20 protein-coding genes and 1 riboswitch are annotated in these 24897 nt (G+C 70.5%); of the genes, 16 read left to right on the top strand and 4 right to left on the bottom strand.

Annotated features, from left to right (window positions below):
- Positions 1-6 precede the first annotated feature (6 nt).
- The 10 genes from hpnE (at position 7) to QQM39_RS04340 (ending at position 11883) form a co-directional block, all read left to right on the top strand.
- On the top strand, positions 7-1422 hold the full coding sequence (gene hpnE / locus QQM39_RS04385; RefSeq protein ID WP_302003472.1) for a hydroxysqualene dehydroxylase HpnE: 1416 nt from the start codon (positions 7-9) through the stop codon (positions 1420-1422).
- A complete protein-coding gene (locus QQM39_RS04380; protein ID WP_301995300.1) occupies positions 1422-2558 on the top strand; it encodes a polyprenyl synthetase family protein in 1137 nt (378 codons plus the stop codon). Before hpnE ends, QQM39_RS04380 begins: the two co-directional genes overlap by 1 nt.
- A 143-nt stretch (positions 2559-2701) precedes the next feature.
- Positions 2702-4690 (top strand): squalene--hopene cyclase, encoded by a 1989-nt coding sequence (gene shc / locus QQM39_RS04375; protein ID WP_301995298.1) that lies wholly within the window; start codon positions 2702-2704, stop codon positions 4688-4690.
- On the top strand, positions 4690-5331 hold the full coding sequence (locus tag QQM39_RS04370; RefSeq protein WP_301995297.1) for a 1-hydroxy-2-methyl-2-butenyl 4-diphosphate reductase: 642 nt from the start codon (positions 4690-4692) through the stop codon (positions 5329-5331). Before shc ends, QQM39_RS04370 begins: the two co-directional genes overlap by 1 nt.
- Positions 5332-5336: 5 nt before the next feature.
- Positions 5337-6359: an adenosyl-hopene transferase HpnH gene (gene hpnH / locus QQM39_RS04365; RefSeq protein ID WP_301995296.1), complete on the top strand. Its 1023-nt coding sequence runs from the start codon at positions 5337-5339 to the stop codon at positions 6357-6359.
- 4 nt (positions 6360-6363) lie between these two features.
- Positions 6364-7539 (top strand): flavodoxin-dependent (E)-4-hydroxy-3-methylbut-2-enyl-diphosphate synthase, encoded by a 1176-nt coding sequence (gene ispG / locus QQM39_RS04360; RefSeq protein WP_301995295.1) that lies wholly within the window; start codon positions 6364-6366, stop codon positions 7537-7539.
- A 31-nt stretch (positions 7540-7570) separates the two neighbouring features.
- Complete coding sequence (gene dxs, locus QQM39_RS04355; RefSeq protein ID WP_301995294.1) at positions 7571-9634, top strand: 1-deoxy-D-xylulose-5-phosphate synthase; 2064 nt, start codon at positions 7571-7573, stop codon at positions 9632-9634.
- The gene (locus QQM39_RS04350; protein WP_301995293.1) at positions 9631-11016 is read left to right on the top strand and encodes an aspartate aminotransferase family protein; all 1386 of its coding nucleotides are present in this window, start codon (positions 9631-9633) and stop codon (positions 11014-11016) included. The genes dxs and QQM39_RS04350 overlap by 4 nt, the downstream gene beginning before the upstream one ends.
- Before the next feature lie 121 nt (positions 11017-11137).
- On the top strand, positions 11138-11767 hold the full coding sequence (locus QQM39_RS04345; protein WP_301995292.1) for a helix-turn-helix domain-containing protein: 630 nt from the start codon (positions 11138-11140) through the stop codon (positions 11765-11767).
- A complete protein-coding gene (locus tag QQM39_RS04340) occupies positions 11764-11883 on the top strand; it encodes a DUF6126 family protein (protein ID WP_301995290.1) in 120 nt (39 codons plus the stop codon). Before QQM39_RS04345 ends, QQM39_RS04340 begins: the two co-directional genes overlap by 4 nt.
- Positions 11884-11956: 73 nt before the next feature.
- On the opposite strand, the gene QQM39_RS04335 is transcribed toward QQM39_RS04340, so the two are convergent.
- Entirely contained in the window at positions 11957-12754 is a 798-nt protein-coding gene (locus tag QQM39_RS04335; protein ID WP_301995288.1) for a tyrosine-protein phosphatase, read from the bottom strand.
- A gap of 180 nt (positions 12755-12934) precedes the next feature.
- On the opposite strand from QQM39_RS04335, the gene QQM39_RS04330 reads away from it, so the two are divergent.
- The 5 genes from QQM39_RS04330 to QQM39_RS04310 all read left to right on the top strand — a co-directional run bounded on the left by QQM39_RS04330 (position 12935) and on the right by QQM39_RS04310 (position 19522).
- On the top strand, positions 12935-15004 hold the full coding sequence (locus tag QQM39_RS04330) for an alpha-galactosidase (protein WP_301995287.1): 2070 nt from the start codon (positions 12935-12937) through the stop codon (positions 15002-15004).
- Between the two features lie 305 nt (positions 15005-15309).
- Positions 15310-15467, top strand: a riboswitch (cyclic di-AMP (ydaO/yuaA leader).
- A 4-nt stretch (positions 15468-15471) separates the two neighbouring features.
- Positions 15472-16434, top strand: coding sequence for a LysM peptidoglycan-binding domain-containing M23 family metallopeptidase (locus QQM39_RS04325; RefSeq protein WP_301995286.1), 963 nt, complete (start codon positions 15472-15474; stop codon positions 16432-16434).
- A 219-nt stretch (positions 16435-16653) separates the two neighbouring features.
- A complete protein-coding gene (locus tag QQM39_RS04320) occupies positions 16654-17715 on the top strand; it encodes a GDSL-type esterase/lipase family protein (protein WP_301995285.1) in 1062 nt (353 codons plus the stop codon).
- Positions 17716-17871: 156 nt separating this feature from the next.
- On the top strand, positions 17872-18591 hold the full coding sequence (locus QQM39_RS04315) for a DUF6250 domain-containing protein (RefSeq protein ID WP_301995284.1): 720 nt from the start codon (positions 17872-17874) through the stop codon (positions 18589-18591).
- A 145-nt stretch (positions 18592-18736) separates the two neighbouring features.
- A complete protein-coding gene (locus tag QQM39_RS04310) occupies positions 18737-19522 on the top strand; it encodes an SGNH/GDSL hydrolase family protein (protein ID WP_302003471.1) in 786 nt (261 codons plus the stop codon).
- 99 nt (positions 19523-19621) lie between these two features.
- On the opposite strand, the gene QQM39_RS04305 is transcribed toward QQM39_RS04310, so the two are convergent.
- Positions 19622-20242 (bottom strand): TetR/AcrR family transcriptional regulator, encoded by a 621-nt coding sequence (locus tag QQM39_RS04305; protein ID WP_301995283.1) that lies wholly within the window; start codon positions 20240-20242, stop codon positions 19622-19624.
- A 67-nt stretch (positions 20243-20309) separates the two neighbouring features.
- Positions 20310-21488: a Glu/Leu/Phe/Val dehydrogenase dimerization domain-containing protein gene (locus QQM39_RS04300; protein ID WP_301995282.1), complete on the bottom strand. Its 1179-nt coding sequence runs from the start codon at positions 21486-21488 to the stop codon at positions 20310-20312.
- 319 nt (positions 21489-21807) lie between these two features.
- Between QQM39_RS04300 and QQM39_RS04295 the strand changes: the two genes are divergently transcribed.
- A complete protein-coding gene (locus QQM39_RS04295) occupies positions 21808-22983 on the top strand; it encodes an MBL fold metallo-hydrolase (RefSeq protein WP_301995281.1) in 1176 nt (391 codons plus the stop codon).
- A 290-nt stretch (positions 22984-23273) separates the two neighbouring features.
- Here QQM39_RS04295 and QQM39_RS04290 read toward each other — a convergent pair whose 3' ends face one another.
- A complete protein-coding gene (locus QQM39_RS04290) occupies positions 23274-24476 on the bottom strand; it encodes an IS110 family transposase (protein WP_302003442.1) in 1203 nt (400 codons plus the stop codon).
- Positions 24477-24897: the final 421 nt, after the last annotated feature.

The following is a 24897-nucleotide window of genomic DNA, read 5'->3' as shown; positions in this document are numbered from 1 at the left end:
GACGGTATGGAATCCGAAGGGTCGCTCGCGGACATCCCGGGACGCCCCGCGAGGGACGCCGTGGTGGTCGGCGGCGGGCTCGCCGGCGTCACCGCCGCGCTCGCGCTCGCCGACGCCGGAGTACGGGTCACCCTGATCGAGGGCAGGCCCAGGCTCGGTGGCCTGGCCTTCTCCTTCCAGCGCGGCGAACTGGTCGTCGACAACGGACAGCACGTGTATCTGCGCTGCTGCAACGCCTACCGCTGGTTCCTCGACCGCATCGAGGGGACGGCCCTGGCGCCGTTGCAGGATCGTCTCGACGTGCCCGTCGTCGACATCGCGCGGCCCGAGGGGCGGCGGCTCGGCAGGCTGCGGCGCGACGCGCTGCCCGTACCCCTGCACCTGGGCCGGAGCCTGGCGACGTACCCGCATCTGTCGCTCGCCGATCGCGCCAAGGTCGGACGTGCCGCGCTCGCGCTCAAGGGGCTCGACCTCGCCGATCCGACCCTGGACACGCAGGACTTCGGCAGCTGGCTGACCGCGCACGGTCAGTCGGCGCGTGCCGTCGAAGCCCTGTGGGACCTGGTCGGGGTCGCCACCCTCAACGCGGTCGCGGGCGACGCCTCGCTGGGGCTCGCCGCGATGGTGTTCAAGACCGGTCTGCTCTCCGACCCGGGCGCGGCCGACATCGGCTGGGCGCGCGTCCCGCTGGGCGAACTGCATGACCGGCTGGCCCGCAAGGCGCTCGACTCCGCGGGCGTGCGTACCGAGGTCCGTACACGCGTCACCTCCATCTCCACTGACGAAAACGGGCGTTGGAGCGTTCAGGTTCCCGGCGAGACGCTCCGGGCGGACGCGGTCGTGCTCGCCGTGGCGCAACGCGAGGCGTACGACCTGCTGCCCGACGGTGCCCTCGACGCGCCGGAACAGCTGCTGGAGATCGGCACCGCGCCGATCCTCAACGTGCATGTCGTGTACGACCGGCAGGTGCTCAGCAGGCCGTTCTTCGCGGCCCTCGGTACCCCCGTGCAGTGGGTGTTCGACCGGACCGCGGCCTCCGGGCTGCGGGACGGGCAGTACCTCGCCCTGTCCCAGTCGGCCGCGCAGGACGAGATCGACGAGCCGGTCGCCGCACTGCGCGAGCGGTATCTGCCCGAGCTGGAGCGGCTGTTGCCCAGGGCACGCGGTGCGCGGGTGCAGGACTTCTTCGTGACCCGGGAGCGCACGGCGACGTTCGCTCCCACCCCCGGCGTCGGGCGGCTGCGGCCCGGCGCCCGTACCAAAGTCCCCGGCCTCTACCTGGCCGGAGCGTGGACCGCCACAGGGTGGCCCGCGACCATGGAGAGTGCGGTCCGCAGTGGCGTGAGTGCGGCCGGCGCCGCGCTGAGCGCCCTGGGCCGGCCCCGCCCCAGCCACCTCTTCGACGTCGAGGAGGCGGCGTGATGCTGAACCAGCGCCCGGCGGCAGGCCCCCGCACCCCCGGTACCGCAACAAGAGGAGAGACCGTGCCCACTGTGCCCCCGGCCGAGAAGGCCGCTCGAGAGACCGCGGTGGACGTGACCGCGCTCCTGGAGCGCGGGAGGACCCTGGCCACACCGGTACTGAGGGCGGCGACCGACCGCCTGGCCCCTCCCATGGACACCGTTTCCGCCTACCACTTCGGCTGGATCGACGCCGACGGCAAGCCCACGGCCGGCGACGGCGGCAAGGCCGTACGCCCCGCCCTCGCGGTGCTCTCCGCCGAGGTCACCGGCGCCGCACCCGAGGTCGGCATCCCCGGCGCCGTCGCCGTCGAACTCGTCCACAACTTCTCCCTGCTGCACGACGACCTGATGGACGGCGACGAACAGCGCCGCCACCGCGACACCGTCTGGAAGGTGCACGGCCCCGCCCAGGCCATCCTCGTCGGCGACGCCCTGTTCGCCCTCGCCAACGAGGTCCTGCTGGAGCTCGGCACCGTCGAGGCCGGCCGCGCCACCCGCCGCCTGACCACCGCCACCCGCGCCCTCATCGACGGCCAGGCGCAGGACATCTCCTACGAGCACCGCGACCGCGTCAGCGTCGAGGAGTGCCTGGAGATGGAGGGCAACAAGACCGGCGCCCTGCTCGCCTGCGCCAGCTCCATCGGCGCGGTCCTCGGCGGCGCGGACGACCGCACCGCCGACACCCTGGAGAAGTACGGCTACCACCTGGGCCTCGCCTTCCAGGCCGTCGACGACCTCCTCGGCATCTGGGGCGACCCGGTCTCCACCGGCAAGCAGACCTGGAGCGACCTGCGTCAGCGCAAGAAGTCCCTGCCGGTCGTGGCCGCGCTCGCGGCGGGCGGGTCCGCCTCCGAGCGGCTCGGCGAGATCCTCGCCGCCGACGCCAAGAGCAGCGACTTCGAGAACTTCTCCGAGGAGGAGTTCGCGGCCCGCGCCGCCCTCATCGAGGAGGCGGGCGGCCGCGAGTGGACCGCCGAAGAGGCGCGCCGCCAGCACACCGTCGCCGTCGAGGCCCTCGACGCCGTCGACATGCCCGAGCGGGTGCGGGCGCAGTTCACGGCGCTCGCCGACTTCGTCGTCGTACGAAAGAGATGATCACCACCTGGCGAAAAGAGATGATCAGTAACGGTCGAATAGCCCTCGCGTAGTCGCCGACCGGTGCGGCGTGAACCAGCGCACCGGCCGACGGCGGACCCACAGCAGACGCACTACCAGGAGCACTGCACGAAGGGGAAGCCATGACAGCGACGACCGACGGAAGCACCGGGGCACTCCCGCCCCGGGCAGCCGCGGCCAGCGACACCGAAAACCCCGGGGCGGCCGGGGTGCACGAAGCCGCCGTACGCGCGGTCCGGCGCGCCACCGACTTTCTGCTGGCGAAGCAGGACGCCCAGGGCTGGTGGAAGGGCGACCTGGAGACGAACGTCACCATGGACGCCGAGGACCTGCTGCTCCGTCAGTTCCTGGGCATCCGCGACGAGCCGACCACCCACGCCGCCGCCCTGTTTATCCGCGGTGAGCAGCGCGAGGACGGCGCCTGGGCCACCTTCTACGGCGGCCCGGGCGAACTCTCCGCCACCATCGAGGCGTACGTCGCCCTCCGCCTCGCCGGCGACGCGCCGGACGCCCCGCACATGGCCAAGGCCTCCGCCTGGATCCGCGAGCAGGGCGGCATCGCCGCCGCCCGGGTGTTCACCCGGATCTGGCTGGCTCTGTTCGGCTGGTGGAAGTGGGAGGACCTGCCCGAACTCCCGCCGGAGCTCATCTACTTCCCCAAGTGGGTCCCGCTCAACATCTACGACTTCGGGTGCTGGGCCCGGCAGACCATCGTCCCGCTGACGATCGTCTCCGCGAAGCGTCCGGTACGGCCCGCGCCGTTCCCGCTCGACGAACTGCACACCGACCCCGCCAACCCGAACCCGCCCAAGCCCCTTGCTCCGGCGGCCAGTTGGGACGGTGCCTTCCAGCGGCTCGACAAGGCGCTGCACCAGCTGCGCAAGGTCGCCCCGCGCAGGCTGCGTAAGGCCGCGTTGAACAGCGCCGCCCGCTGGATCATCGAGCGGCAGGAGAACGACGGCTGCTGGGGCGGCATCCAGCCGCCGGCGGTCTACTCGATCATCGCTCTGCACCTGCTCGGCTACGACCTCGAACACCCCGTGATGCGCGAGGGGTTGGCGTCGCTGGACCGTTTCGCCGTCTGGCGCGAGGACGGGGCCCGGATGATCGAGGCCTGTCAGTCGCCGGTGTGGGACACCTGCCTGGCAACCATCGCGCTCGTGGACGCCGGTGTGCCGGCCGACCATCCGCAGCTCGTCAAGGCCGCGGACTGGATGCTGGGCGAGGAGATCGTCCGGCCCGGCGACTGGGCGGTCAAGCGGCCCCAACTGCCGCCGGGCGGCTGGGCGTTCGAGTTCCACAACGACAACTACCCCGACATCGACGACACCGCCGAGGTGGTCCTCGCCCTGCGCCGGGTCAAGCACCACGACCCGGAGCGGGTGGAGGGCGCGATCGGGCGCGGGGTGCGGTGGAACCTCGGGATGCAGTCGAAGAACGGGGCGTGGGGCGCCTTCGACGTCGACAACACCAGCCCGTTCCCCAACCGGCTGCCGTTCTGCGACTTCGGCGAGGTCATCGACCCGCCGTCGGCGGACGTCACCGCGCACGTCGTCGAGATGCTCGCCGTCGAGGGCCTCGCCCACGACCCGCGCACCCGGCGCGGCATCCAGTGGCTGCTCGCCGAACAGGAGCCGGACGGGTCGTGGTTCGGGCGCTGGGGCGTCAACTACGTCTACGGCACCGGGTCGGTCGTACCCGCCCTGGTGGCGGCCGGGTTCCCGGCCTCGCACCCGGCGATCCGCCGAGCCGTGAGCTGGCTGGAGTCCGTCCAGAACGACGACGGCGGCTGGGGCGAGGACCTGCGCTCCTACAAGTACGTCAAGGAGTGGAGCGGCAAGGGCGCCTCGACCGCCTCGCAGACCGCGTGGGCGCTGATGGCCCTGCTGGCCGCGGGGGAGAAGGACTCCAAGGCCGTCGAGCGCGGCATCGAGTGGCTCGCGGCCACCCAGCGGGAGGACGGCTCCTGGGACGAGCCGTACTTCACCGGGACCGGCTTCCCGTGGGACTTCTCGATCAACTACCACCTCTACCGGCAGGTGTTCCCGCTTACCGCACTGGGCCGGTATGTGCACGGAGAGCCCTTCTCCAACCGGCACAAGGGCAGCTGATGAGCCCCCGGCCCGCCCCGGCCCCGCTGCTGATCGCCTGCGCGCTCGGCATCGAGCAGTTCGCCCTGCGCACCAGCGACCGTGGCGGCGCCGGCGGGCCGGTCACCGTCCTGCGGACCGGCATGGGGCCCCGGGCGGCCGAGCGCTCGGTCACCCGTGTGCTGGCCGACCCGGTTCTCGGCGGGGCCGCCGTGCTCGCCACGGGCTTCTGCGCGGGGCTCGCCCCCGGTATGCACCCCGGCGACCTGGTCGTCGCCGAGGAGACCCGGGATCCGGGCGGAACCGTTCCGTGCGTCGGAACGGGCCTACTCGTCAAAGAGCTCGCGCGCGCCGTCCCCGGCCGCACCGTCCACACCGGACCGCTCACCGGTTCCGACCACATCATCCGTGGTCAGGAACGGTCCGATCTGTGCGCGACCGGCGCAATCGCGGTCGACATGGAGTCGGCGGCCACGCTCCTGAGCGCCGTCCGCGCGGGCGAGCGCCCGGTTGCGGCCGTCCGGGTGGTCGTGGACGCTCCAGAACATGAACTCGTCCGGATCGGCACGTTGCGCGGTGGAATATCAGCTTTTCGTGTCCTTCGTTCCGTTCTCCCCGCTTTCTTCGAATGGCACCGTTCTTTGCTGCTCCCCAGGAGGTGAGCCAGATGGCCATGCCGCTGCGTCAGTCCATCAAGGTCGCTACATACTTGGCCGAACAGAAGCTCCGTAGGCGGGAGAAGTTTCCGCTGATCGTCGAGCTGGAACCGCTCTTCGCCTGCAACCTCAAGTGCGAGGGCTGCGGCAAGATCCAGCACCCGGCCGGAGTGCTCAAGCAGCGCATGCCGGTCGCGCAGGCGGTGGGCGCGGTGCTCGAATCCGGTGCGCCGATGGTGTCCATCGCCGGCGGTGAGCCCCTGATGCACCCTCAGATCGACGAGATCGTGCGGCAACTGGTGGCCAAGCGGAAGTACGTGTTCCTGTGCACCAACGCCATGCTGCTGCGCAAGAAGATGGACAAGTTCACGCCCTCGCCGTACTTCGCCTTCGCGGTCCACATCGACGGCCTGCGCGAGCGGCACGACGAGTCCGTGGCGAAGGAGGGCGTCTTCGACGAGGCCGTGGAGGCGATCAAGGAGGCCAAGCGGTGCGGCTTCCGGGTCACCACCAACTCGACCTTCTTCAACACCGACACCCCGCAGACCATCATCGAGGTCCTCAACTACCTCAACGACGACCTCAAGGTCGACGAGATGATGATCTCGCCCGCCTACGCCTACGAGAAGGCCCCCGACCAGGAGCACTTCCTCGGCGTCGAGCAGACCCGCGAGCTGTTCAAGAAGGCCTTCGCGGGCGGCAACCGCAGGAAGTGGCGGCTCAACCACTCGCCGCTGTTCCTCGACTTCCTCGAGGGCAAGGTCGACTTCCCGTGCACCGCCTGGGCGATCCCGAACTACTCGCTGTTCGGCTGGCAGCGCCCCTGCTACCTGATGAGCGACGGGTACGTCCCGACGTACCGCGAGCTGATCGAGGACACCGACTGGGACAAGTACGGCCGCGGCAAGGACCCGCGCTGCGCCAACTGCATGGCGCACTGCGGCTACGAGCCCACCGCCGTCCTCGCCACCATGGGCTCGCTCAAGGAGTCGCTGCGCGCCATGCGCGAGACGGTCTCCGGGAACCGGGAGTGACACCATGACCGCCATCTCCTTGGGCGTCCCCGAGGTACCCCTCCGGCCGATCGCCGAGCGGCGCGTGTCGCGGCGGATCCAGGTCGGCCCGGTGGCGGTCGGGGGCGGTGCCCCCGTGTCGGTGCAGTCGATGACGACGACCCGTACGTCCGACGTCGGCGCCACCCTCCAGCAGATCGCGGAACTCACCGCGTCCGGCTGCCAGATCGTCCGCGTCGCCTGCCCCACGCAGGACGACGCGGACGCCCTCGCGACCATCGCCCGCAAGTCGCAGATCCCGGTGATCGCGGACATCCACTTCCAGCCCAAGTACGTCTTCGCCGCGATCGAGGCCGGCTGTGCGGCCGTACGCGTCAATCCCGGCAACATCAAGCAGTTCGACGACAAGGTCAAGGAGATCGCGCGGGCCGCCAAGGACCACGGCACGCCGATCCGCATCGGCGTCAACGCCGGGTCGCTCGACAGGCGGCTGCTGCAGAAGTACGGCAAGGCGACGCCGGAGGCGCTGGTGGAGTCGGCGCTGTGGGAGGCCTCGCTCTTCGAGGAGCACGACTTCCGGGACATCAAGATCTCGGTCAAACACAACGACCCCGTGGTGATGGTCAACGCCTACCAGCAGCTCGCCGAGCAGTGCGACTACCCGCTGCACCTCGGGGTGACCGAGGCCGGTCCTGCCTTCCAGGGCACGATCAAGTCGGCCGTCGCCTTCGGGGCGCTGCTGTCGCGGGGCATCGGCGACACCATCCGGGTGTCCCTGAGCGCTCCGCCCGCCGAGGAGGTCAAGGTCGGCATCCAGATCCTTCAGTCGCTGGGCCTCAGGCAGCGGCGTCTGGAGATCGTCTCCTGCCCGTCGTGCGGGCGTGCGCAGGTCGACGTCTACAAGCTGGCCGACGAGGTCACGGCCGGCTTGGACGGCATGGAAGTGCCGTTGCGTGTCGCCGTCATGGGGTGTGTCGTGAATGGCCCCGGTGAGGCGCGGGAGGCGGATCTGGGGGTCGCCTCCGGCAACGGCAAGGGGCAGATCTTCGTGAAGGGCGAGGTCATCAAGACCGTCCCCGAGTCGAAGATCGTCGAGACGCTGATCGAAGAGGCGATGAAGATCGCCGAGCAGATGGAGCAGGACGGGGCCGCATCGGGCGCCCCCACCGTCACGGGGAAACCAGAAGTGACTGTGAGTTGAAGCAAGGCACGGACCGAGAGGGGGCCCGAGCGTGACGATTCTGGAGAGCATCCGGGGACCACGTGACCTGAAGGCGCTGTCCGAGGCGGAACTCGGTGAACTGTCCGACGAGATCAGGGAGTTCCTGGTGCACGCGGTCGCCAGGACCGGCGGACATCTCGGGCCCAACCTGGGGGTGGTGGAACTCTCCATCGCGCTCCACCGGGTCTTCGAGTCACCGGTCGACCGCATCGTCTGGGACACCGGTCACCAGAGCTACGTACACAAGCTTTTGACGGGACGTCAGGACTTCTCCAAGCTGCGCGGCAAGGGCGGTCTGTCCGGCTATCCCTCGCGCGAGGAGTCCGAGCACGACATCGTCGAGAACAGCCACGCCTCCACCGCGCTCGGCTGGGCCGACGGCCTCGCCAAGGCCCGGCAGGTACAGGGGGAGAAGGGCCACGTCGTCGCGGTGATCGGCGACGGGGCGCTCACCGGCGGCATGGCCTGGGAGGCGCTGAACAACATCGCCGCCGCCAAGGACCGGCCGCTGATCATCGTCGTCAACGACAACGAGCGGTCCTACGCCCCGACCATCGGGGGCCTGGCCAACCACCTGGCGACCCTGCGCACGACCGACAGCTACGAGAAGGTCCTGGCCTGGGGCAAGGACGTACTGCTGCGGACCCCGCTCGTGGGCAACACCATCTACGAGTCCCTGCACGGCGCGAAGAAGGGCTTCAAGGACGCCTTCGCCCCGCAGGGCATGTTCGAGGACCTGGGCCTGAAGTACGTCGGCCCGATCGACGGGCACGACATCGGGGCCGTCGAGTCCGCGCTCAGGCGTGCGAAACGCTTCCACGGGCCCGTCCTCGTCCACTGCCTCACGGAGAAGGGGCGCGGCTACGAACCGGCCCTCGCCCACGAGGAGGACCACTTCCACACCGTCGGCGTGATGGACCCACTGACCTGCGAGTCGCTCGCGCCCTCCAACGGGCCTTCCTGGACTTCGGTGTTCGGGGACGAGATCGTGCGGATCGGCGAGGAGCGGGAGGACGTCGTGGCGATCACGGCGGCCATGCTGCACCCGGTCGGGCTCGGCAGGTTCGCGGAGCGGTTCCCGGACCGGGTGTGGGATGTCGGGATCGCCGAGCAGCACGCGGCCGTGTCGGCGGCGGGGCTGGCGACGGGCGGGCTGCACCCGGTCGTCGCCGTGTACGCGACGTTCTTGAACCGGGCCTTCGACCAGCTGCTGATGGACGTCGCGCTGCACCGCTGCGGGGTGACGTTCGTGCTGGACCGGGCGGGCGTCACCGGCGTGGACGGGCCCTCCCACAACGGCATGTGGGACATGTCGATCCTCCAGGTCGTGCCCGGCCTCAGGATTGCCGCGCCGCGCGACGCCGACCAGCTGCGGGCACAGCTGCGGGAGGCCGTGGCCGTCGACGACGCTCCTACGCTCGTGCGGTTCCCGAAGGAGCCGGTCGGGCCGTCGATCCCCGCGGTCGACCGGGTGGGCGGCCTGGACGTGCTGCATCGGGACGCCGGCGAGCCGGATGTCCTGCTGGTCGCCGTCGGCGTGATGGCCCCGGTGTGCCTCCAGGCGGCCGAGCTGCTTCAGGCCCGTGGCATCAACTGCACCGTCGTCGACCCGCGTTGGGTCAAGCCGGTCGACCCCGCGCTCGCGCCCCTGGCCGCACAGCACCGGTTGGTGGCCGTCGTGGAGGACAACAGCCGCTCGTCCGGGGTCGGTGCCGCCGTGGCGCTGGCGCTGGGCGACGCCGATGTCGACGTGCCCGTACGGCGGTTCGGCATCCCGGAGCAGTTCCTCGCGCACGCCAAGCGGGGTGAGGTGCTCGCCGACATCGGGCTCACGTCCGTCGAGATCGCCGGACGGATCAGCGCGAGCCTGGCCCTGAAGGAGGCCGAGGACGGCCTCGCCGGGGCTGAGCGGGGCGACGGCGGCCAGGTCGGTCGTGGCGTTGTACCGGTCAAGGAGAAAGCCGTGTCGGGCAACGGGAAAGCCGTGTCGGGCAGGGAGAAGGCTGTGTCGGGCAAGGGGAAAACCGTGTCGGGCAGGGAGAAGGCCGTGTCGGTCAAGGAGAAGGCGGAATGACCACCGAGTTCGACCTCGGCAGACTCCTGTCCGAGCGCGGAGCCGAGCGCTACGAGCTGCATACCAGGTACCTCAACCACCAGCTCCCGCGCATGCTGCACACCATCGGCTTCGACAAGGTCTACGAGCGGGCCGAGGGCGCGTACTTCTGGGACGCGGACGGCGACGACTACCTGGACATGCTCGCCGGGTTCGGGGTGATGGGCCTGGGGCGCCACCACCCCGTCGTCCGCAAGGCGCTGCACGACGTCCTCGACGCCTCCCTCGCCGACCTCACCCGCTTCGACTGCCAGCCGCTGCCCGGGCTGCTGGCCGAGAAGCTGCTCGCGCACAGCCCGCACCTGGACCGGGTGTTCTTCGGCAACAGCGGTACGGAGGCGGTGGAGACGGCGCTGAAGTTCGCGCGGTTCGTCACCGGCAAGCCGCGGGTCCTGTACTGCGACCACGCCTTCCACGGGCTGACCACCGGTTCCCTGTCCGTCAACGGCGAGTCCGGCTTCCGGGACGGCTTCGCCCCGCTGCTGCCCGACACGGCCGTACCGCTCGGCGATCTCGACGCCCTGGCACGGGAGTTGACCAAGGGTGACGTCGCCGCCCTGATCGTCGAGCCGATCCAGGGCAAGGGCGTGCACGAGGCTCCGCCCGGATATCTGCGGGCCGCCCAGGAGCTGCTGCACCAGCACAAGGCGCTGCTCATCGCCGACGAGGTGCAGACGGGCCTCGGCCGTACCGGCGACTTCTACGCCTACCAGCACGAGGACGGTGTCGAGCCGGACCTGGTGTGCCTGGCCAAGGCGCTCTCCGGTGGCTATGTGCCGGTGGGCGCCACCCTCGGCAAGGACTGGATCTTCAAGAAGGTCTACTCGTCCATGGACCGCGTGCTGGTCCACTCGGCGAGCTTCGGGTCCAACGCGCAGGCCATGGCGGCCGGGCTCGCCGTGCTGTCGGTCATGGAGAACGAGCAGATCGTCGCGAACGCGCGGGCGACCGGGGAGCTGCTGAAGTCCCGGATCGCGGCACTGACCGACAAGTACGAGCTGCTCGCCGACGTCCGTGGCCGGGGCCTGATGATCGGCATCGAGTTCGGCAGGCCCAACTCGCTGAAGCTGCGCGGCCGTTGGACCATGCTGCAGGCCGCGCGCAAGGGCCTGTTCGCGCAGATGGTCGTCGTACCGCTGCTGCGGCGGCACCGGATCCTCACCCAGGTCTCCGGGGACCACCTGGAGGTGATCAAGCTGATTCCGCCGCTGATCATCGGCGAGCGGGAGGTGGACCGGTTCGTGGACGCCTTCACGGACGTGATGGATGACGCGCACAGTGGGGGCGGGCTGATGTGGGACTTCGGCAAGACGTTGATCAAGCAGGCGGTTGCCAACCGGTGAGGGCCGGGTAGCCGGGGACGGTTGGGGTCGCCGGGGACGGCTGGGGTGGCCGGGCCGGAGGTTTTTGCCTGAGAGGCAAGAAATTTGCCTGTGAGGCAAGCCCTCCGGCTGAATGAAGAGCATGAGCTCTTCCGAGATCGAGCCGGAGGCCGATTCGACGGGGCTGGAGGCCCTCCCCGTCGTCGCGCCCCAGCTCCGTGCGCTGCGCCGCCGCGCCTCCCTCACCCTGGAGGCCGCGGCCCGCGCCGCCGGGCTGTCGCCGGCCCACCTGTCCCGCCTGGAGACCGGGCAGCGCCAGCCCTCGCTGCCGATGCTGCTCGCGCTCGCGCGCATCTACGGTACGACCGTGTCCGAGCTGCTCGGCGAGACGGTCGCCGACCGGGACGCCGTCGTGCGCGCCGCCGACATGGAGCCGACCTCGGCGGGCGGCTGGACGTACTGGCAGGCGGGCGCGCCCGGGCGTGGGATGCAGGCCCTGCGCGTCCATGTGCCGTACGGCGCGCAGGGCGACATCGTGCGCGTGCACCCCGGCGAGGAGTGGCTCCACGTGCTCCAGGGGCGGCTTCGGCTGCGCTTCGGGGACACCACGCACCGGCTCGCCCCCGGCGACAGCGCGCACTTCGACTCGCTGACCCCGCACCGTATCGCCGCCCAGGACCAGGGCGGGGTCGAGCTTCTCTTCGTCCACACCCTGCTGCAGAGCCCCACGGCCACGCTGTGCCTGGGCCCCACCCCTGGAGTGACGCCATGAGCGACATGGAGGAGAGGTTCCCCCGCGCCCTGTGGGTGCGGCTGATCATCTACATCGCGGTGGGGCACGTCTTCGCGGCCTTCATCTACCTGCTGTTCGAGGTGGGAGCGAAGTAGAGGTGCGGAGCGAAGGAGTAGATGCGCGGAGCGAAACACAGGCGCGGGGTGGGTGCGAGGCGGCGGCCGGGGGTCAGTCGAGCAGCCGCTCCCGGAGCCGCTCCCGGATCTCCGGGGTGACTCCCAGAGCCTGCTCCAGGTAGGCGTCGACGCCGCCCCATGTCTCCTCGATCGTCTCGAAGGCCGCCGTGAGGTATTCGGCGCGTGCGTCGAAGAGCGGGCTGAGCAGCTCCATGACCTCGGGGGAGTAGGCCGAGGCGGAGCTGCTGCTGCGGTGCACCTTGTAGCGGCGGTGCTTGGCGTTGGACTCCAGGTAGTCGGTGAGGATCGCCTCGCGCTCGACGCCGAGGGCGAGCAGTGTCACGGCGATGGACAGCCCGGCGCGGTCCTTGCCGGCCGCGCAGTGCATCAGGGCGGGCACGCTGTCCTCCGTGAGCGCGTGCAGCACCCGGGAGTGCTCGGCGGTGCGCTCCTTGATGATCGTGCGGTACGAGGCGATCATCCGGCCCGCGCCCTTGCCGTCCGCCAGGATCGCCCTGAGCTGGTCGAGGTTGCCGTCCCGGACCATCTTCCAGAACTCGGCGCCGTCCGCGGGATCGGACAGCGGCAGGTTCACATTGCGTACGCCCGGCAGCTCGACGTCCGGCCCTTCGAGCTTCTGGTCGGCCGCGTTGCGGAAGTCGAAGATCGTGTGCAGGCCCAGGGAGTCCAGAAAGGCGGCGTCCTCCTCGGTCGCGTGCGCGAGGTGGCCGCTGCGGAACAGCACTCCGTACCGCACCCGCCGTCCGTCCACGGTCGGCAGTCCGCCCACATCGCGGAAGTTGCGAACTCCGGCCAGTTCGGGCTCGGTCGACGGGATCTGCTGCGTCACGGGGGCTCCTCCCAGTCGGCCCCGCCGACGCGGCTCTGCGGTGCGGCCGACGGGGTGCGTTCTCGACGATACGACATGGCTTCCTGGGCCAATGGGTTGTCCACAGGCGTTGCCTCGGCATCGCGGCGCCCATGATGATGTTGGTACTCGATCGCACCTGTTTGGATCTGTGAGGGCTTGATGCTGGAGATCTCCGACGACGGCCGTACGTGGCTCCTGACTGGGCCGACCAGCAGTTACGCCGTCCATCTGACCGAAGGCGACGAGCTCCTGCACCTCCACTGGGGGCCACGCGTCGCCCTCGACGACGCCGAGGCCCTCGCCGTGCGCCCGCTGCCGGAGTACTGGCCCTTCGAGTCCCCGCTCGACGGACGCGAGGAGTACCCGGTCGAGGGCGGCCCCCGCTTCGTACGGCCCGCCCTGTCCGTGCGCACCGACGAGCGGCGCGGCACCGAGTGGGGTTTCGAGCGGTACGAGACCGAGGGCGACGAGCTGCGGTTGCGTTTTTGTGACGGCGGGCTGAGCGTCACCCTGCACTACCGGATGCGCGGGGACGTCGTGGAGCGGTGGGTGACCCTGGACAACCAGGGGCCCGCCCTGGAGCTGCTGCGCGCCGACTCGGCCACCTGGACGCTGCCCGACCGGGAGGACTGGCGGCTGTCGCAGCTGCACGGCCGCTGGGGCGCCGAGTCCCGGCTCGCGCGGTCCCCACTCACTTACGGGGAGAAGGTCATCGGCAGCCGCCGCGGGCACACCGGGCACCAGCACCTGCCGTGGGTCGCGCTGGACACGGACGCCACCGAGGAGCGCGGCGAGGTCTACGGCTGCGCCCTCGGCTGGTCCGGAACCTGGCGCATCGCCGTGGCCCAACTCCCGGACGGGCGCGTGCAGATCACCGGAGGGGCCGGATACGACGACTCGGGCCTGCTGCGGCTGGCCGCGGGGGAGTCCTTCACGACCCCCGTCTTCGCCGGACTGTGGAGCGACGGCGGCTTCGGCGGGGCGAGCCGGGCCTGGCACGCGTACCAGCGCGCGTATGTGATCCCGGACGCCGACCGGGACCGGCCGGTGCTGTTCAACTCCTGGGAGGCGACGGAGTTCGACATCTCCGAGGAGCAGCAGCGCGTGCTCGCGCGGCGGGCCGCGGCCATCGGCGTCGAACTGTTCGTGGTCGACGACGGCTGGTTCGGGACGCGCACCAGCGACCGCGCCGGGCTCGGCGACTGGACGCCCAACCCGGACCGCTTCCCGTCGGGCCTCAAGCCGCTCGCCGAGTACGTGCAGGCGCTCGGCATGCAGTTCGGCATCTGGGTCGAGCCGGAAATGGTCAATCCGGACAGCGAGCTGTACCGCACCCACCCGGACTGGGTGCAGCACCAAACGGGACGAAAGAGGACGGAGTTCCGCAATCAGCTCGTATTGAACCTCGCGCGCGACGACGTCCAGGAGTACCTCTGGGAGCGGCTCGACGGGCTCCTCTCCAGCGCCCCGATCGACTATGTGAAGTGGGACTTCAACCGCTGCTTCACCGACGCCGGCTGGCCCGGTGGGCCGTATCCGCAGCGCCTGTGGGTCGACCACGTGCGTGCCCTGTACCACTTGCTGGACCGGCTGCGGGCCGCGCACCCGGGCGTCGCCTTCGAGTCCTGCTCGGGCGGGGGCGGGCGGATCGACCTCGGCGTGCTGAGCCGTACGGACCAGGTGTGGACCTCGGACAACACCGACCCCCTCGACCGGCTCGCCATCCAGCACGGCTTCAGCCAGATCCACCCGGCCCGGGTCATGGCCGCCTGGGTCACCGACAGCCCGAACGCCATGCTCAATCACCGTGCCAGCTCGCTGCGCTTCCGGTTCGTGAGCGCCATGGCGGGCGTGCTCGGCGTCGGCGGTGACCTCGCCACGTGGAGCGAGGAGGAGCTCGCCGAGGCCCGGGAACGGGTGACGCTCTACAAGGAGATCCGGCCCGTGGTGCAGCGCGGCGACCTCTATCGGCTGCGGCCTCCGCGGGGCGGGTTGAGCGCGGTGCAGTATGTGCTCGGGGGCGAGACGGTCGTCCTCGCCTGGCTCCAGGCCCAGAGTTACGGCGCGCCCGTCCCGGCGCTGCGATTGCGCGCCCTTGACCCGACAGAATCGTACGAATGCCTTGAAACGGGCGAAATTCACCGAGGTGCCGTACTGGTGCATCACGGACTGCGCGTCGGTTTGCATGGCGACCTTGATGCGGCAGTTATCCGACTGCGTCGCATCTAGGGGTTCTGTCCGAATTAGCGCCTTCATTCCAACTCGCTCTGGAGTGAAGGGAGCTGGAGCGGTGTCACGTGAGGAGTGTCATATTCGTGACCGTGCGTCGCCCGTCATGTTCACGTAATTCCCGTGCTTTTCCAGGGGTTTTACGTCCGGCGGCGCACCGGTAATCCACGGAGTGTGACTGGGAATTCCCACAAGGGATCAACAGGAACGCATTCGGACGGAACCCCTCACTTGTTCCCTTGCGTCTTCCTCGCTTACGTTCGCCACCAATCCGGACGGACGCCCAATCCTGCCGCCGCCCGGAGACCGCACACTCACCCGACCACGGCAGGAGCGGGGGACCCACAGGTACAACCGCCTGTTCCGGTCTCCGGAACGGCTAGGGGTAAAGCCGCGTTTCGGCGCGGCCGGGCATCTCCAGCCCGCACCCGACAGCTCACCTCGCAGGCGCCGGAGAGGAATTCGCCATGCCCGCGAAGGGTAAGCACCGCCGCCCGAAGTCCCAGCGCTTCACCCGCTCCATAGCCGTCGCCGGAACCGGTGGCGCCGCTCTCGCCCTCCCTCTCATCGGAGCCACCGGCGCCCACGCCGCTCCCTCGCAGTCCGTTTCGGAAAAGGCCGTTCAGTCACTTCCGGCCGCCGAGAAGAAGGCGGTCGAGAAGACGGCCGCCGAGAAGAAGGCGGTCGAGAAGACGGCCGCCAAGAAGAAGACGGCCGTGCGGACCTATTCGGTGAAGGTCGGCGATTACCTCTCGAAGATCGCCGACGAGCAGGACGTCAGCGGTGGCTGGAAGAAGCTCTACGCCGACAACCGCGAGGTCGTCGGCGAGGACCCGTCGCTGATCCACCCCGGCCTGAAGCTCACGATCGGCAAGAAGGCCACGGCGAGCGCCCCCAAGTCCTCGTCGTCCTCGCCCTCTTCCTCCTCGTCGTCCTCCAAGGACTCGTCCGCCGCGAAGTCCTCCGCGTCGAAGAAGACGACCACGGCCGCCCAGAGCGTCGAGAGCACCGGCACGACCACCGGCTTCTCCGCCCCCGTCGCGGGTGCCGCCGTCAGCACCGCCTACAAGGTGGCGGGCAGCATGTGGTCCAGCGGCTACCACACCGGCGTCGACTTCGTCACCCCGACCGGCACCGCACTGAAGGCCGTTGGCGCGGGCACCGTCGTCTCCGCGGGCTGGGGCGGCGCCTACGGCAACCAGGTCGTCATCCAGCTCGCCGACGGCTACTACGCCCAGTACGCCCACCTGTCGTCGCTCTCCGTCTCGGCCGGCCAGACCGTGACCGCGGGCCAGCAGATAGGCTTCTCCGGCGCGACCGGCAATGTGACCGGCCCGCACCTGCACTTCGAGATCCGCACCACGCCGGACTACGGCTCGGACGTGGACCCGGTCGCCTACCTCCGCTCGAAGGGCGTCCCGGTCGGCTGACGACCCCTTCCTCGGAACCACCTGCCTGACACGCCACCGAAGGCCGGACCTCGATCCCTAGGTCCGGCCTTCGGTGTGTCCGGCTGCGCCCGTTCATGATCGCTTCATTGCGGTCTTGTGCCAGAGCCGGCCCGGGGTGTCGACAAGGAGGGGAGGGTGAGGACACAGTGATCCCCGTCATGGTGCAAGCGCTTTCTGCGTCGGCTCCCGGAGGTTCCCGTGTCCCGCGTCGACAGACGTACGTCCCTGGCCGCCGCGGTGGCTGTGGGGTTGCTCCTCGGCGCCCCGCAGCCCGTCTTCGCGTCCGATGCGTCGACCGTCGTACGCCCCGACGACAGGCGTCTCGTCTACGAGGGGCACTGGGGCCGCACCCCCGAAGCGGCCAGCACCGTCAACTCGGGCTCCCGGCTGCGCTTCCGCTTCACCGGCGGTAGCGTCCACGCCCTCTTCGACGTCGGCTCGATCACCGTGCCCGCGCAGATCTACGTGTCGGTCGACGGCGGGCCGAAGCGCCTGCACGCGGTCGACCGGGGCGATCTGCGGATCACCGCGGACGGCCGGGGACCCCACTCGGTCGAGATCTCCGTCAAGGACGTCTTCTCCCGGGCCAACCGGTGGACTCCGCCTCTGGAGACGGGCGTCGTGCTGACCGGTCTGCGGCTCGACGACGGCATGCGTCTGCTGCCTCAACCCGCCCCCGGCGCCCGGAAACTGGCCTTCTACGGCGACTCCATCACGCAGGGCGTCATGGCTCTGTGCGAGGTGAACACCTCCGACTGCGCCGACGGTACGGCCACCTACCCCACCCTCGTCGCCGACGCCCTGCGCGCCTCGCTCACCCAGGTCGGCTTCGGCCGCCAGGGTGTGATCCAGACCGGCAACGGGGGAGTACCGGCCGCGCCGGACGCGTACGGCTGGAACCACGCGGGCTCCCGGGCCGACTCCGACCGCCGGGCCGACGTGATCGTGGTGAACCAGGGCACCAACGACGCGGCGTACGGCTCGGCCGAATTCCGGTCCGCCTACCGCGCCTACCTCGACAAGCTGCGGGCCGCCGCCCCGCGCGCCCGCATCCTCGCGCTGTGCCCGTTCAACGGCGCGCACGCCGACGACATCGCAACCGTGGTCGGTGAACTCGCCGACCCCCGCACCGAGTTCGTCGACACAACCGACTGGCTCTCGCCGGCGGACGGGGACTTCAACGGCACCGTCCACCCCAGCGCCCAAGGCCATCGCAAGGTGGCCACCCGGCTGATCGCCCTTCTCGCAAAGGGGTTCTAGTGCCCCCGCCGCCACACCCTCGCCCAGAACCCCGAGTACCGCCTCGGCCGGACCGCGCGGGGTCACCCGCAGCCGACGTACACGGACCACCACCTGGGCACCGACACCCGTCGCGTGCCGAAGCCCGCCATCACTTCCCGGAAGGGGCCGTCTCCCGTGACGACCACGCGTAGAGCATTCGGAACCCTGGCCGCCGGCGCCGCCCTCGCAGCCCTCGCCCCGGCGGGAACGGCGAGTGCCGCGCCGCCCCGGCACCGCCGCCTCATCGCCCACGACGACTTCCGTCATGGCTTGGGGCAGTGGGCGGTGGAGCTCGAGAAGGGCGGCACCGTCACCGCCTCCCGCGGGATCCTGGAGGTCGATGTCCCCGCCGGTGCGACGGTCTGGTTCAAGAAGCGGCTGGAAGGGCCGTACGTCATCGAATACACGGCCACGCCCATAGCGGAAGGCGGTGTCAACGACCGCGTCTCCGACCTGAACAACTTCTGGAACGCCACCGACGTCCGCTCCCCGGACGACATCTTCGCCACGCCGCGGAGCGGGGCGCTCGCCGAGTACGACCACCTCAAGACGTACTACGTCGGCTACGGCGCCAACACGAACACCACGACCCGGATGCGCCGGTACGTCGGCCAGGCGGGGGTCCGCCCGCTGCTCTACGACTACACGGAGCCGCTGCTCGTGGCGAACGAGCCCAACCGGGTCCGGATCGTCTCCGACGGCTCGACGGCGCGGTGGTGGGACAACGAGCGGCTCGTCTTCGACCACAGCGACCAGGAGCCGTACACCAGCGGGCACTTCGCCTTCCGGACCACCTGGAGCCACTTCCGGATCAGCGACTTCAGGGTGTGGCGGTTGAGCCCACAACGCCCCTGATCAGAGGCTTATTCCAGGTTTGGCCAACACTTTACAAGTGGCTTATCTCACCGCCCGTCAACCCTTCCTTACGGTCGCGTAGGTCACATTCGAAGGTGAATCATGTGCCGATGTGGCAGACGATTCGAAGAGTGACAGCAGATCAGTGATCGGGTCGTACGTTGCGGTGGGGGACAGCTTCACCGAGGGCGTCGGCGACCCCGGCCCCGACGGGGCGTTTGTCGGCTGGGCCGACCGGTTCGCGGTTTTGCTCGCGGACCGGCGGCCCGAGGGCGACTTCAACTACACCAACCTCGCCGTGCGCGGCAAGCTGCTCGACCAGATCATCGAGGACCAGCTTCCGAGGGCCGCCGAAATGGCCCCGGACCTGGTCTCGTTCTGTGCGGGCGGCAACGACATCATCCGACCCGGAACCGACCCCGACGAGGTGGCCGAGCGCTTCGAGCAGGCGATCGTCCGGCTCACCTCCGCCGTCGGCACCGTCATGGTGACGACCGGCTTCGACACCCGTGGCGTGCCCGTGCTGAAGCATCTGCGCGGCAAGATCGCCACGTACAACGGTCATGTGCGGGCCATCGCCGACCGGTACGGCTGTCCGGTGCTCGACCTGTGGTCCCTGAAGACCGTTCAGGACCGCAGGGCCTGGGACGGCGACCGGCTCCATCTGTCTCCCGAGGGGCACACGCGCGTGGCGCTCCGTGCGGGGCAGGTCCTCGGCCTGGAGGTGCCGGCCGACCCGGACCAGCCCTGGCCGCCGCTCCCGCCCCGCGGCACCCTCGAGATCCGCCGGGACGACGTCCACTGGGCGCGCGAGTACCTGGTGCCGTGGATCGGGCGGCGCCTGCGCGGCGAGTCGTCGGGGGACCATGTGACGGCCAAGGGCGCGCTGTCCCCGGACGCCATCAAGATGCGGATCGAATCGGTGGCTTGAGGCGGCGCCTCGACGGTGTGGGCCGCGCCCTGTTCGAGGGGGCGCGGCCCACACCCCTGTCGTGGCCCGGGTGAACCGGCGCCTCGGCGATCGACGCCCTCACCGCGCCGACGCCGTCAACGCCTCCCGCTCCAGCCCCAGTTCCCGGGCGAGCGCCTCGTCCACCCACTCCTGGGCACGCGCGCGTGACACCGCGCCCGGGTACGACGTCAGCTGGACGGCGAGCCCGTCGAGGAGGGCCGTGAGGCGCAGGGCCGTGCCGGTGGGGTCCGGGCAGCGGAACTCGTCCGCGGCCACGCCCTGGGCGATGACCTCGGCGATGGCCGCCTTCCACTGCCGGTCGAGGTCCCGGGTGACCTCCTGCAGCGCGGGCTCGCGCAGGGCCGCCGCCCAGCCCTCGATCCACAGCCGCCAGCCCTTGGCCTGACCGGTCGGCGCATACCAGCGCACGGCCGACCGCAACCGTCGCAGCGCCGTCGTACGGCGGCCGAGAAGCCTGCGCAGATGGGCCAGATCGCCCTCCGCCGCGTACGCGAACGCGGCGGCGACCAGCTTCTCCTTCGTGGCGAAGTGATAGAGCACCAGGGCGTTGCTCACCCCGAGCGCCGAGGCCACGTCGGCGATCCTGACCGCCGACACGCCCCGTGCCTCTATCTGCTCCACGGCGGCCCGCAGCAACTCCTCACGCCGCTCCGCCACGCTCAACCGCACTCTTGCCACGCCGTCACCCTAAAGCCTCGCCCGAACCGTCCCTGTGGTCGCGGTCGAGTGGCCCCTCGCTCCGCCGTCACCGGTGCCGGCCGAAGCGCTCGGCGATCAGCGGCAGCCGTTCGGCCGCGAGGGCGTGCGCGGCGGCCCGGGGTGTCGTCCCGTCGGCCTCGGCGCGGGCCAGGACGCGGTCGGTGAGGGCGCGCATCGAGCGTTGCGTGTGGGCGAACGCCTCGTCCGCATCCGCGCCGATGTCGCCGAACAGCGTCCACCACCACCAGGCGTTCGTGGCCGAGTTGACCACGACGTCCGGCAGCACGGTGACACCCCGGGCGGCCAGTGGTTCCTCCGCGTCGGGCCGTACGGGCATGTTGGCCGCCTCGGCGATCCAGCGGGCGGTGATCCGGGTCTGGTTCGCGGCGTCGATCACGTACGAGACGGCCGCCGGCACCAGCACCTCGGCCTCGGCCGACAGCCAGGCGTCGCCCGGCAGTTCACGGTCGCCGGGGCGCAGCGCGGCGCGGTCGACCGTGCCGTACGTGTCGCGTGCCGCCAGCAGGGTCTCGATGTCGAGGCCGGCCGGGTTGGCGATGGTGCCCTTGATGTCGGCGACGGCCACGACCGTGAGCCCCGCGCGCGTGAGGAAGCGCGCCGTGGCCCCGCCCATGGTTCCAAGACCCTGTACGGCGACGCGCGTCCTCCAGTACGGCACACCGGCCCGGTCCAGCGCCGTGAGCACCGACTCGGCGACCCCGCAGCCGCCGACCAGTTCGTCGAGCCCGATGCCGTCCACCTCGACCGCGAACGCGTCCGCGAGCCGTCGACGGGCGCCTGCCTCGTCGTCGAGCAGCGGATACACGGCCTGGATGGACGAGACGAGCCCCACCTCGGAGGCCGCCCGGTCGACCACGTCCTGGGTGAGGCCGAGGTCCTCGCCCGTGGTCCAGAAGCTCTCGATGTACGGCCGCATGGTCCGCAGATAGCGCACCAGGAGCCCGTACGCCTCCGGGTCGCGGGGATCGCAGTCGATGCCGCCCTTGGCGCCGCCCAGCGGGACGTACCGCGCCTGAGGGTCGTAGTGCAGGGCCTCCTTCATGCTCATGCCGCGGGCGAGCCCGGTGACCTCGTCCAGCGTGCAGCCCGGCCGCATCCGCAGCCCGCCGCTGGACACGCCGCGCACCAGCCGGTCGACGACCAGGAAGCCCTGGCGGCCGGTGACGTGGTCGGTCCAGGTGAGCGACAGCAGGGGCGTGGTCATGAGGTCTCCGGAGGGGGGCGAGGTTCGTGTGCCGCACGCTTGCTGACGACGGGGTTACTGAACGATGAGTCAGTATCGAAGCGAAGGCGCGGACATGTCAACATACTGAATGGATCTTCAGCGGCGGGTTGGGTCGCCCAGGGCACCCGGGTCGTCTCAAGGGGGCGGCCGGGTTGTCACCAGGGAGGCGGTCGGGGTTGGCACCAGGGGCGTCCGGGGTTGTCACCAGGGGGGTTCGGGGTCGTCACCAGGGGGCGGCCAGGGTTGTCCGAGGGCCCGACCATAATGGAATTCCTCACCGACTCCACCTGGAGGTACCGTGGCCGGTTTTCGTTTCCCGAGTGCCGGGCTCAGCGCCCTGCGGCCCGAGGCCTTCGGCGTGGACCCGAGCGGTGAGCGCATGGCGCGTATCCGCAGATCGCCGCACTTCCGGGACGGGGTCTTCCAGAACCCCGGGGGCGTTGCCCGGACCAGACCCTCAGGCTCGATGACGGAGTTCGCGAAGGTCTTCTTCGACAAGGACACCCGGCCCCGCCGCGCCCCGAAGGGCACCGTGCCGGTGCACCCCACCACCTACGCCGACCTGGCGAAGCCGCCCATCGGCGGGCTGCGCGTGACCTGGATGGGGCACTCCAGCGTCCTCGCGGAGATCGACGGTCACCGGGTGCTCTTCGACCCGGTGTGGGGCGAGCGCTGCTCCCCGTTCCCCTTCGCCGGGCCCAAGCGGCTGCATCCGGTGCCACTGCCGCTCGCCGCGCTCGGACCGGTCGACGTCGTCGTCATCTCCCACGACCACTACGACCACCTCGACCTGCCCACGATCAAGGCACTGGCCGACACGGACACGCTCTTCGCCGTACCGCTCGGCGTGGGCGCCCACCTCGAACACTGGGGCGTGTCCGCCGACCGGCTGCGCGAGCTGGACTGGCACGAGATGACGAAGGTCGGCGGCCTCACCCTGACCGCCACCCCGGCCCGCCACTTCTGCGGCCGCGGACTGCGCAACACGCAGCACACACTCTGGGCGTCGTGGGTCGTCGCCTCGGACGAACACCGGATCTACCACAGCGGTGACACCGGCTACTTCGACGGCTTCAAGGACATCGGCGCGGACCACGGCCCGTTCGACGCCACGATGATCCAGCTCGGCGCCTACTCGGACTTCTGGCCCGACATCCACATGACGCCGGACGAGGGCGTCCGCGCCCACCTCGACCTCCAGGGCGGCGATCCGGCCGCGGGCGTCATGCTGCCGATCCACTGGGGCACCTTCAACCTGGCGACACATCCGTGGGCGGAGCCGGCGGAGTGGACGATGCGGGCCACCCGCAAGGCCGGGGTCACGATGGCGGCTCCGCGCTGCGGCGAGCCCTTCGAGCCGGCCTCGGTGCCGCCCGTGACGCCGTGGTGGCGGGAGGTGGCAGAGGCGCCCGCCGAGGGCTGGCCGGCGTGGCCGCCGGTGGCGCCGGGGGCGGACAGCGTTGTGGTCGCCTAGGGCGCGGGGGCTGGACCTCGTGGTGGGCGTTGACCGGTCCTGATGTGGTGGCTGGGGAACGTTCGGGCGGACGGGGTGGTCCGGGGCGGGCAGGGGTGGGCCGGGGCGGGGTGGGATGGAGCCGGGCGGGCCCGGGCGGACCCGACCCGGGCGGACCCGACCCGGGCGGGGTGCGGAGGGGCGGGGGCGCGGAGGGGCGCGCGTCCCGGGGGGAGACAGGTGGGCCGTTCCGTGCCGGGGGGTGATCCCCACTCCTGTCGGGCCGGGGGGGGGTGCCCCTATGGGTTTCGTCAAGCTGATGGGGCGGGTTGGGGGTCGTAGAAGGTGCCGTCGCGGAGCATCGCGAAGAGCACGTCGGCTCGTCGTCTCGCGAGGCAGAGGAGGGCTTGGGTGTGGTGTTTTCCCTGGCTGATCTTCTTGTCGTAGTAGGTCCGGGAGGCCGGGTCGGCCAGAGCCGCGAACGCGGACAGGAAGAAGGCCCGTTTGAGCTGCTTGTTTCCGCGGCGGGATGGTTGTTCGCCGCGGATCGAGGAGCCAGAACTGCGGGTTGTGGGGGCGAGGCCGGCGTAGGCGGCGAGGTGGGCGGCGGTCGGGAACGAACGGCCGTCGCCGACGTCGATGAGGATGCGGGCTCCGGTCCTGACGCCGATCCCCGGCATGGACGTCAGGACCTTGGAAAGAGGGTGGTTCTCCAGCAGTTCCTCGATCCGGGTGGCCAAGAGTTTCCGCTGGTCAAGCACCGCTCGGAGCGAGTTGGCGAGGCTGGGGACGATCAGAGCGGCCGCGTCGGTGCCCGGGACGACGACGGTCTGTTCGTCCAGTGCGGTGAAGATGTCCTCGACGAGCCGCTCGGCCATCCGCGGTGCCTTCGGGCGTATCAACGCAATGAGCCGTCGGCGTCCGGCTTTGCGGATCTGGGCCGGGGAGCCGAACTGGTCGAGGAGCTTGAGCACGGCCGGGTGTTGGACGCGTGGGCCCAGGATCCGTTCCAGCGACGGGTGGATCTGGGTGAGCAGGCCCCGCAGGCGGTTGCTGATGCGGGTTGCTTCGCCGGCCAGGTCGTCGTCGAAGCCGACGATCATCTCCAGCTCGGCGATGGTCTCGTCCTGGAGGTCGACCGAGCGGAGCGTGTGAGGCATGACGCGGGCCGCGTCTGCGATGACGAACGCGTCGCGGGCATCTGTCTTGGCCTCGCCGGGATAGAGGTCGGCGATCCGCCGCATCGTCAGGCCGGGCAGATAGGCGACCGGGCAGCCCATGTCCCGGGCCACCGCCAGCGGCAGAGCCCCGATCGAGGCCGGCTGGTCGACCACCACGAGCACGGTCCCGTGCTTGGCCTGCAGTTTGCCGAACACTTCGCGGAGCTTCGGCTCGCTGTTGGGCAGCCGCTTGTCGAAGGCCTTCTTCCCGGCCGGGGTGACGGCGGTGGCGTGGTGTTCGCCCTTGCCGACGTCCAGGCCGAGGAAAGCGCCGATGTCACTGACGTCGATCACGTGCGTCCTTCGGTCGTCCTCGCCCGGCCGTCCCACGGCACCGATCGCCACATCCACATTACGAAGAGCCTCCCGACCTGCGAAGAAGCCGGTGGTCATGCCCCTAATCAGCGGTCTGTCGATGCCTCCGGAGCCGGTGACACCACCCCCCAAGACATGCGATCGACAGGGGGAGAAAGTCATGCCAACTCCGAAGGCCGGGCGCCCCATTGCGGGGCTACCAAAAAGGTAATGGGGGGGCGGGGGTGCCTGTCGGGGCAGGGTTTCCGTCCTGGCGTAAAAAGCGGAACAGCGTGCGCGGTTGTCAGCTCCGCGCCCCTGCGGGGCGGTTCGCGCGGGGCGCGTGGGCGTGCGTCTGGGCGCCCACGGGGCTGAGTGCGCCGCTACGGCCGGTGACGTTCTGGGCAGCGGAGGGCTGGGC

This window comes from Streptomyces sp. DT2A-34, assembly GCF_030499515.1.
Lineage (GTDB): Bacteria > Actinomycetota > Actinomycetes > Streptomycetales > Streptomycetaceae > Streptomyces.
This window is presented reverse-complemented; position numbering and strand designations above follow the sequence as displayed.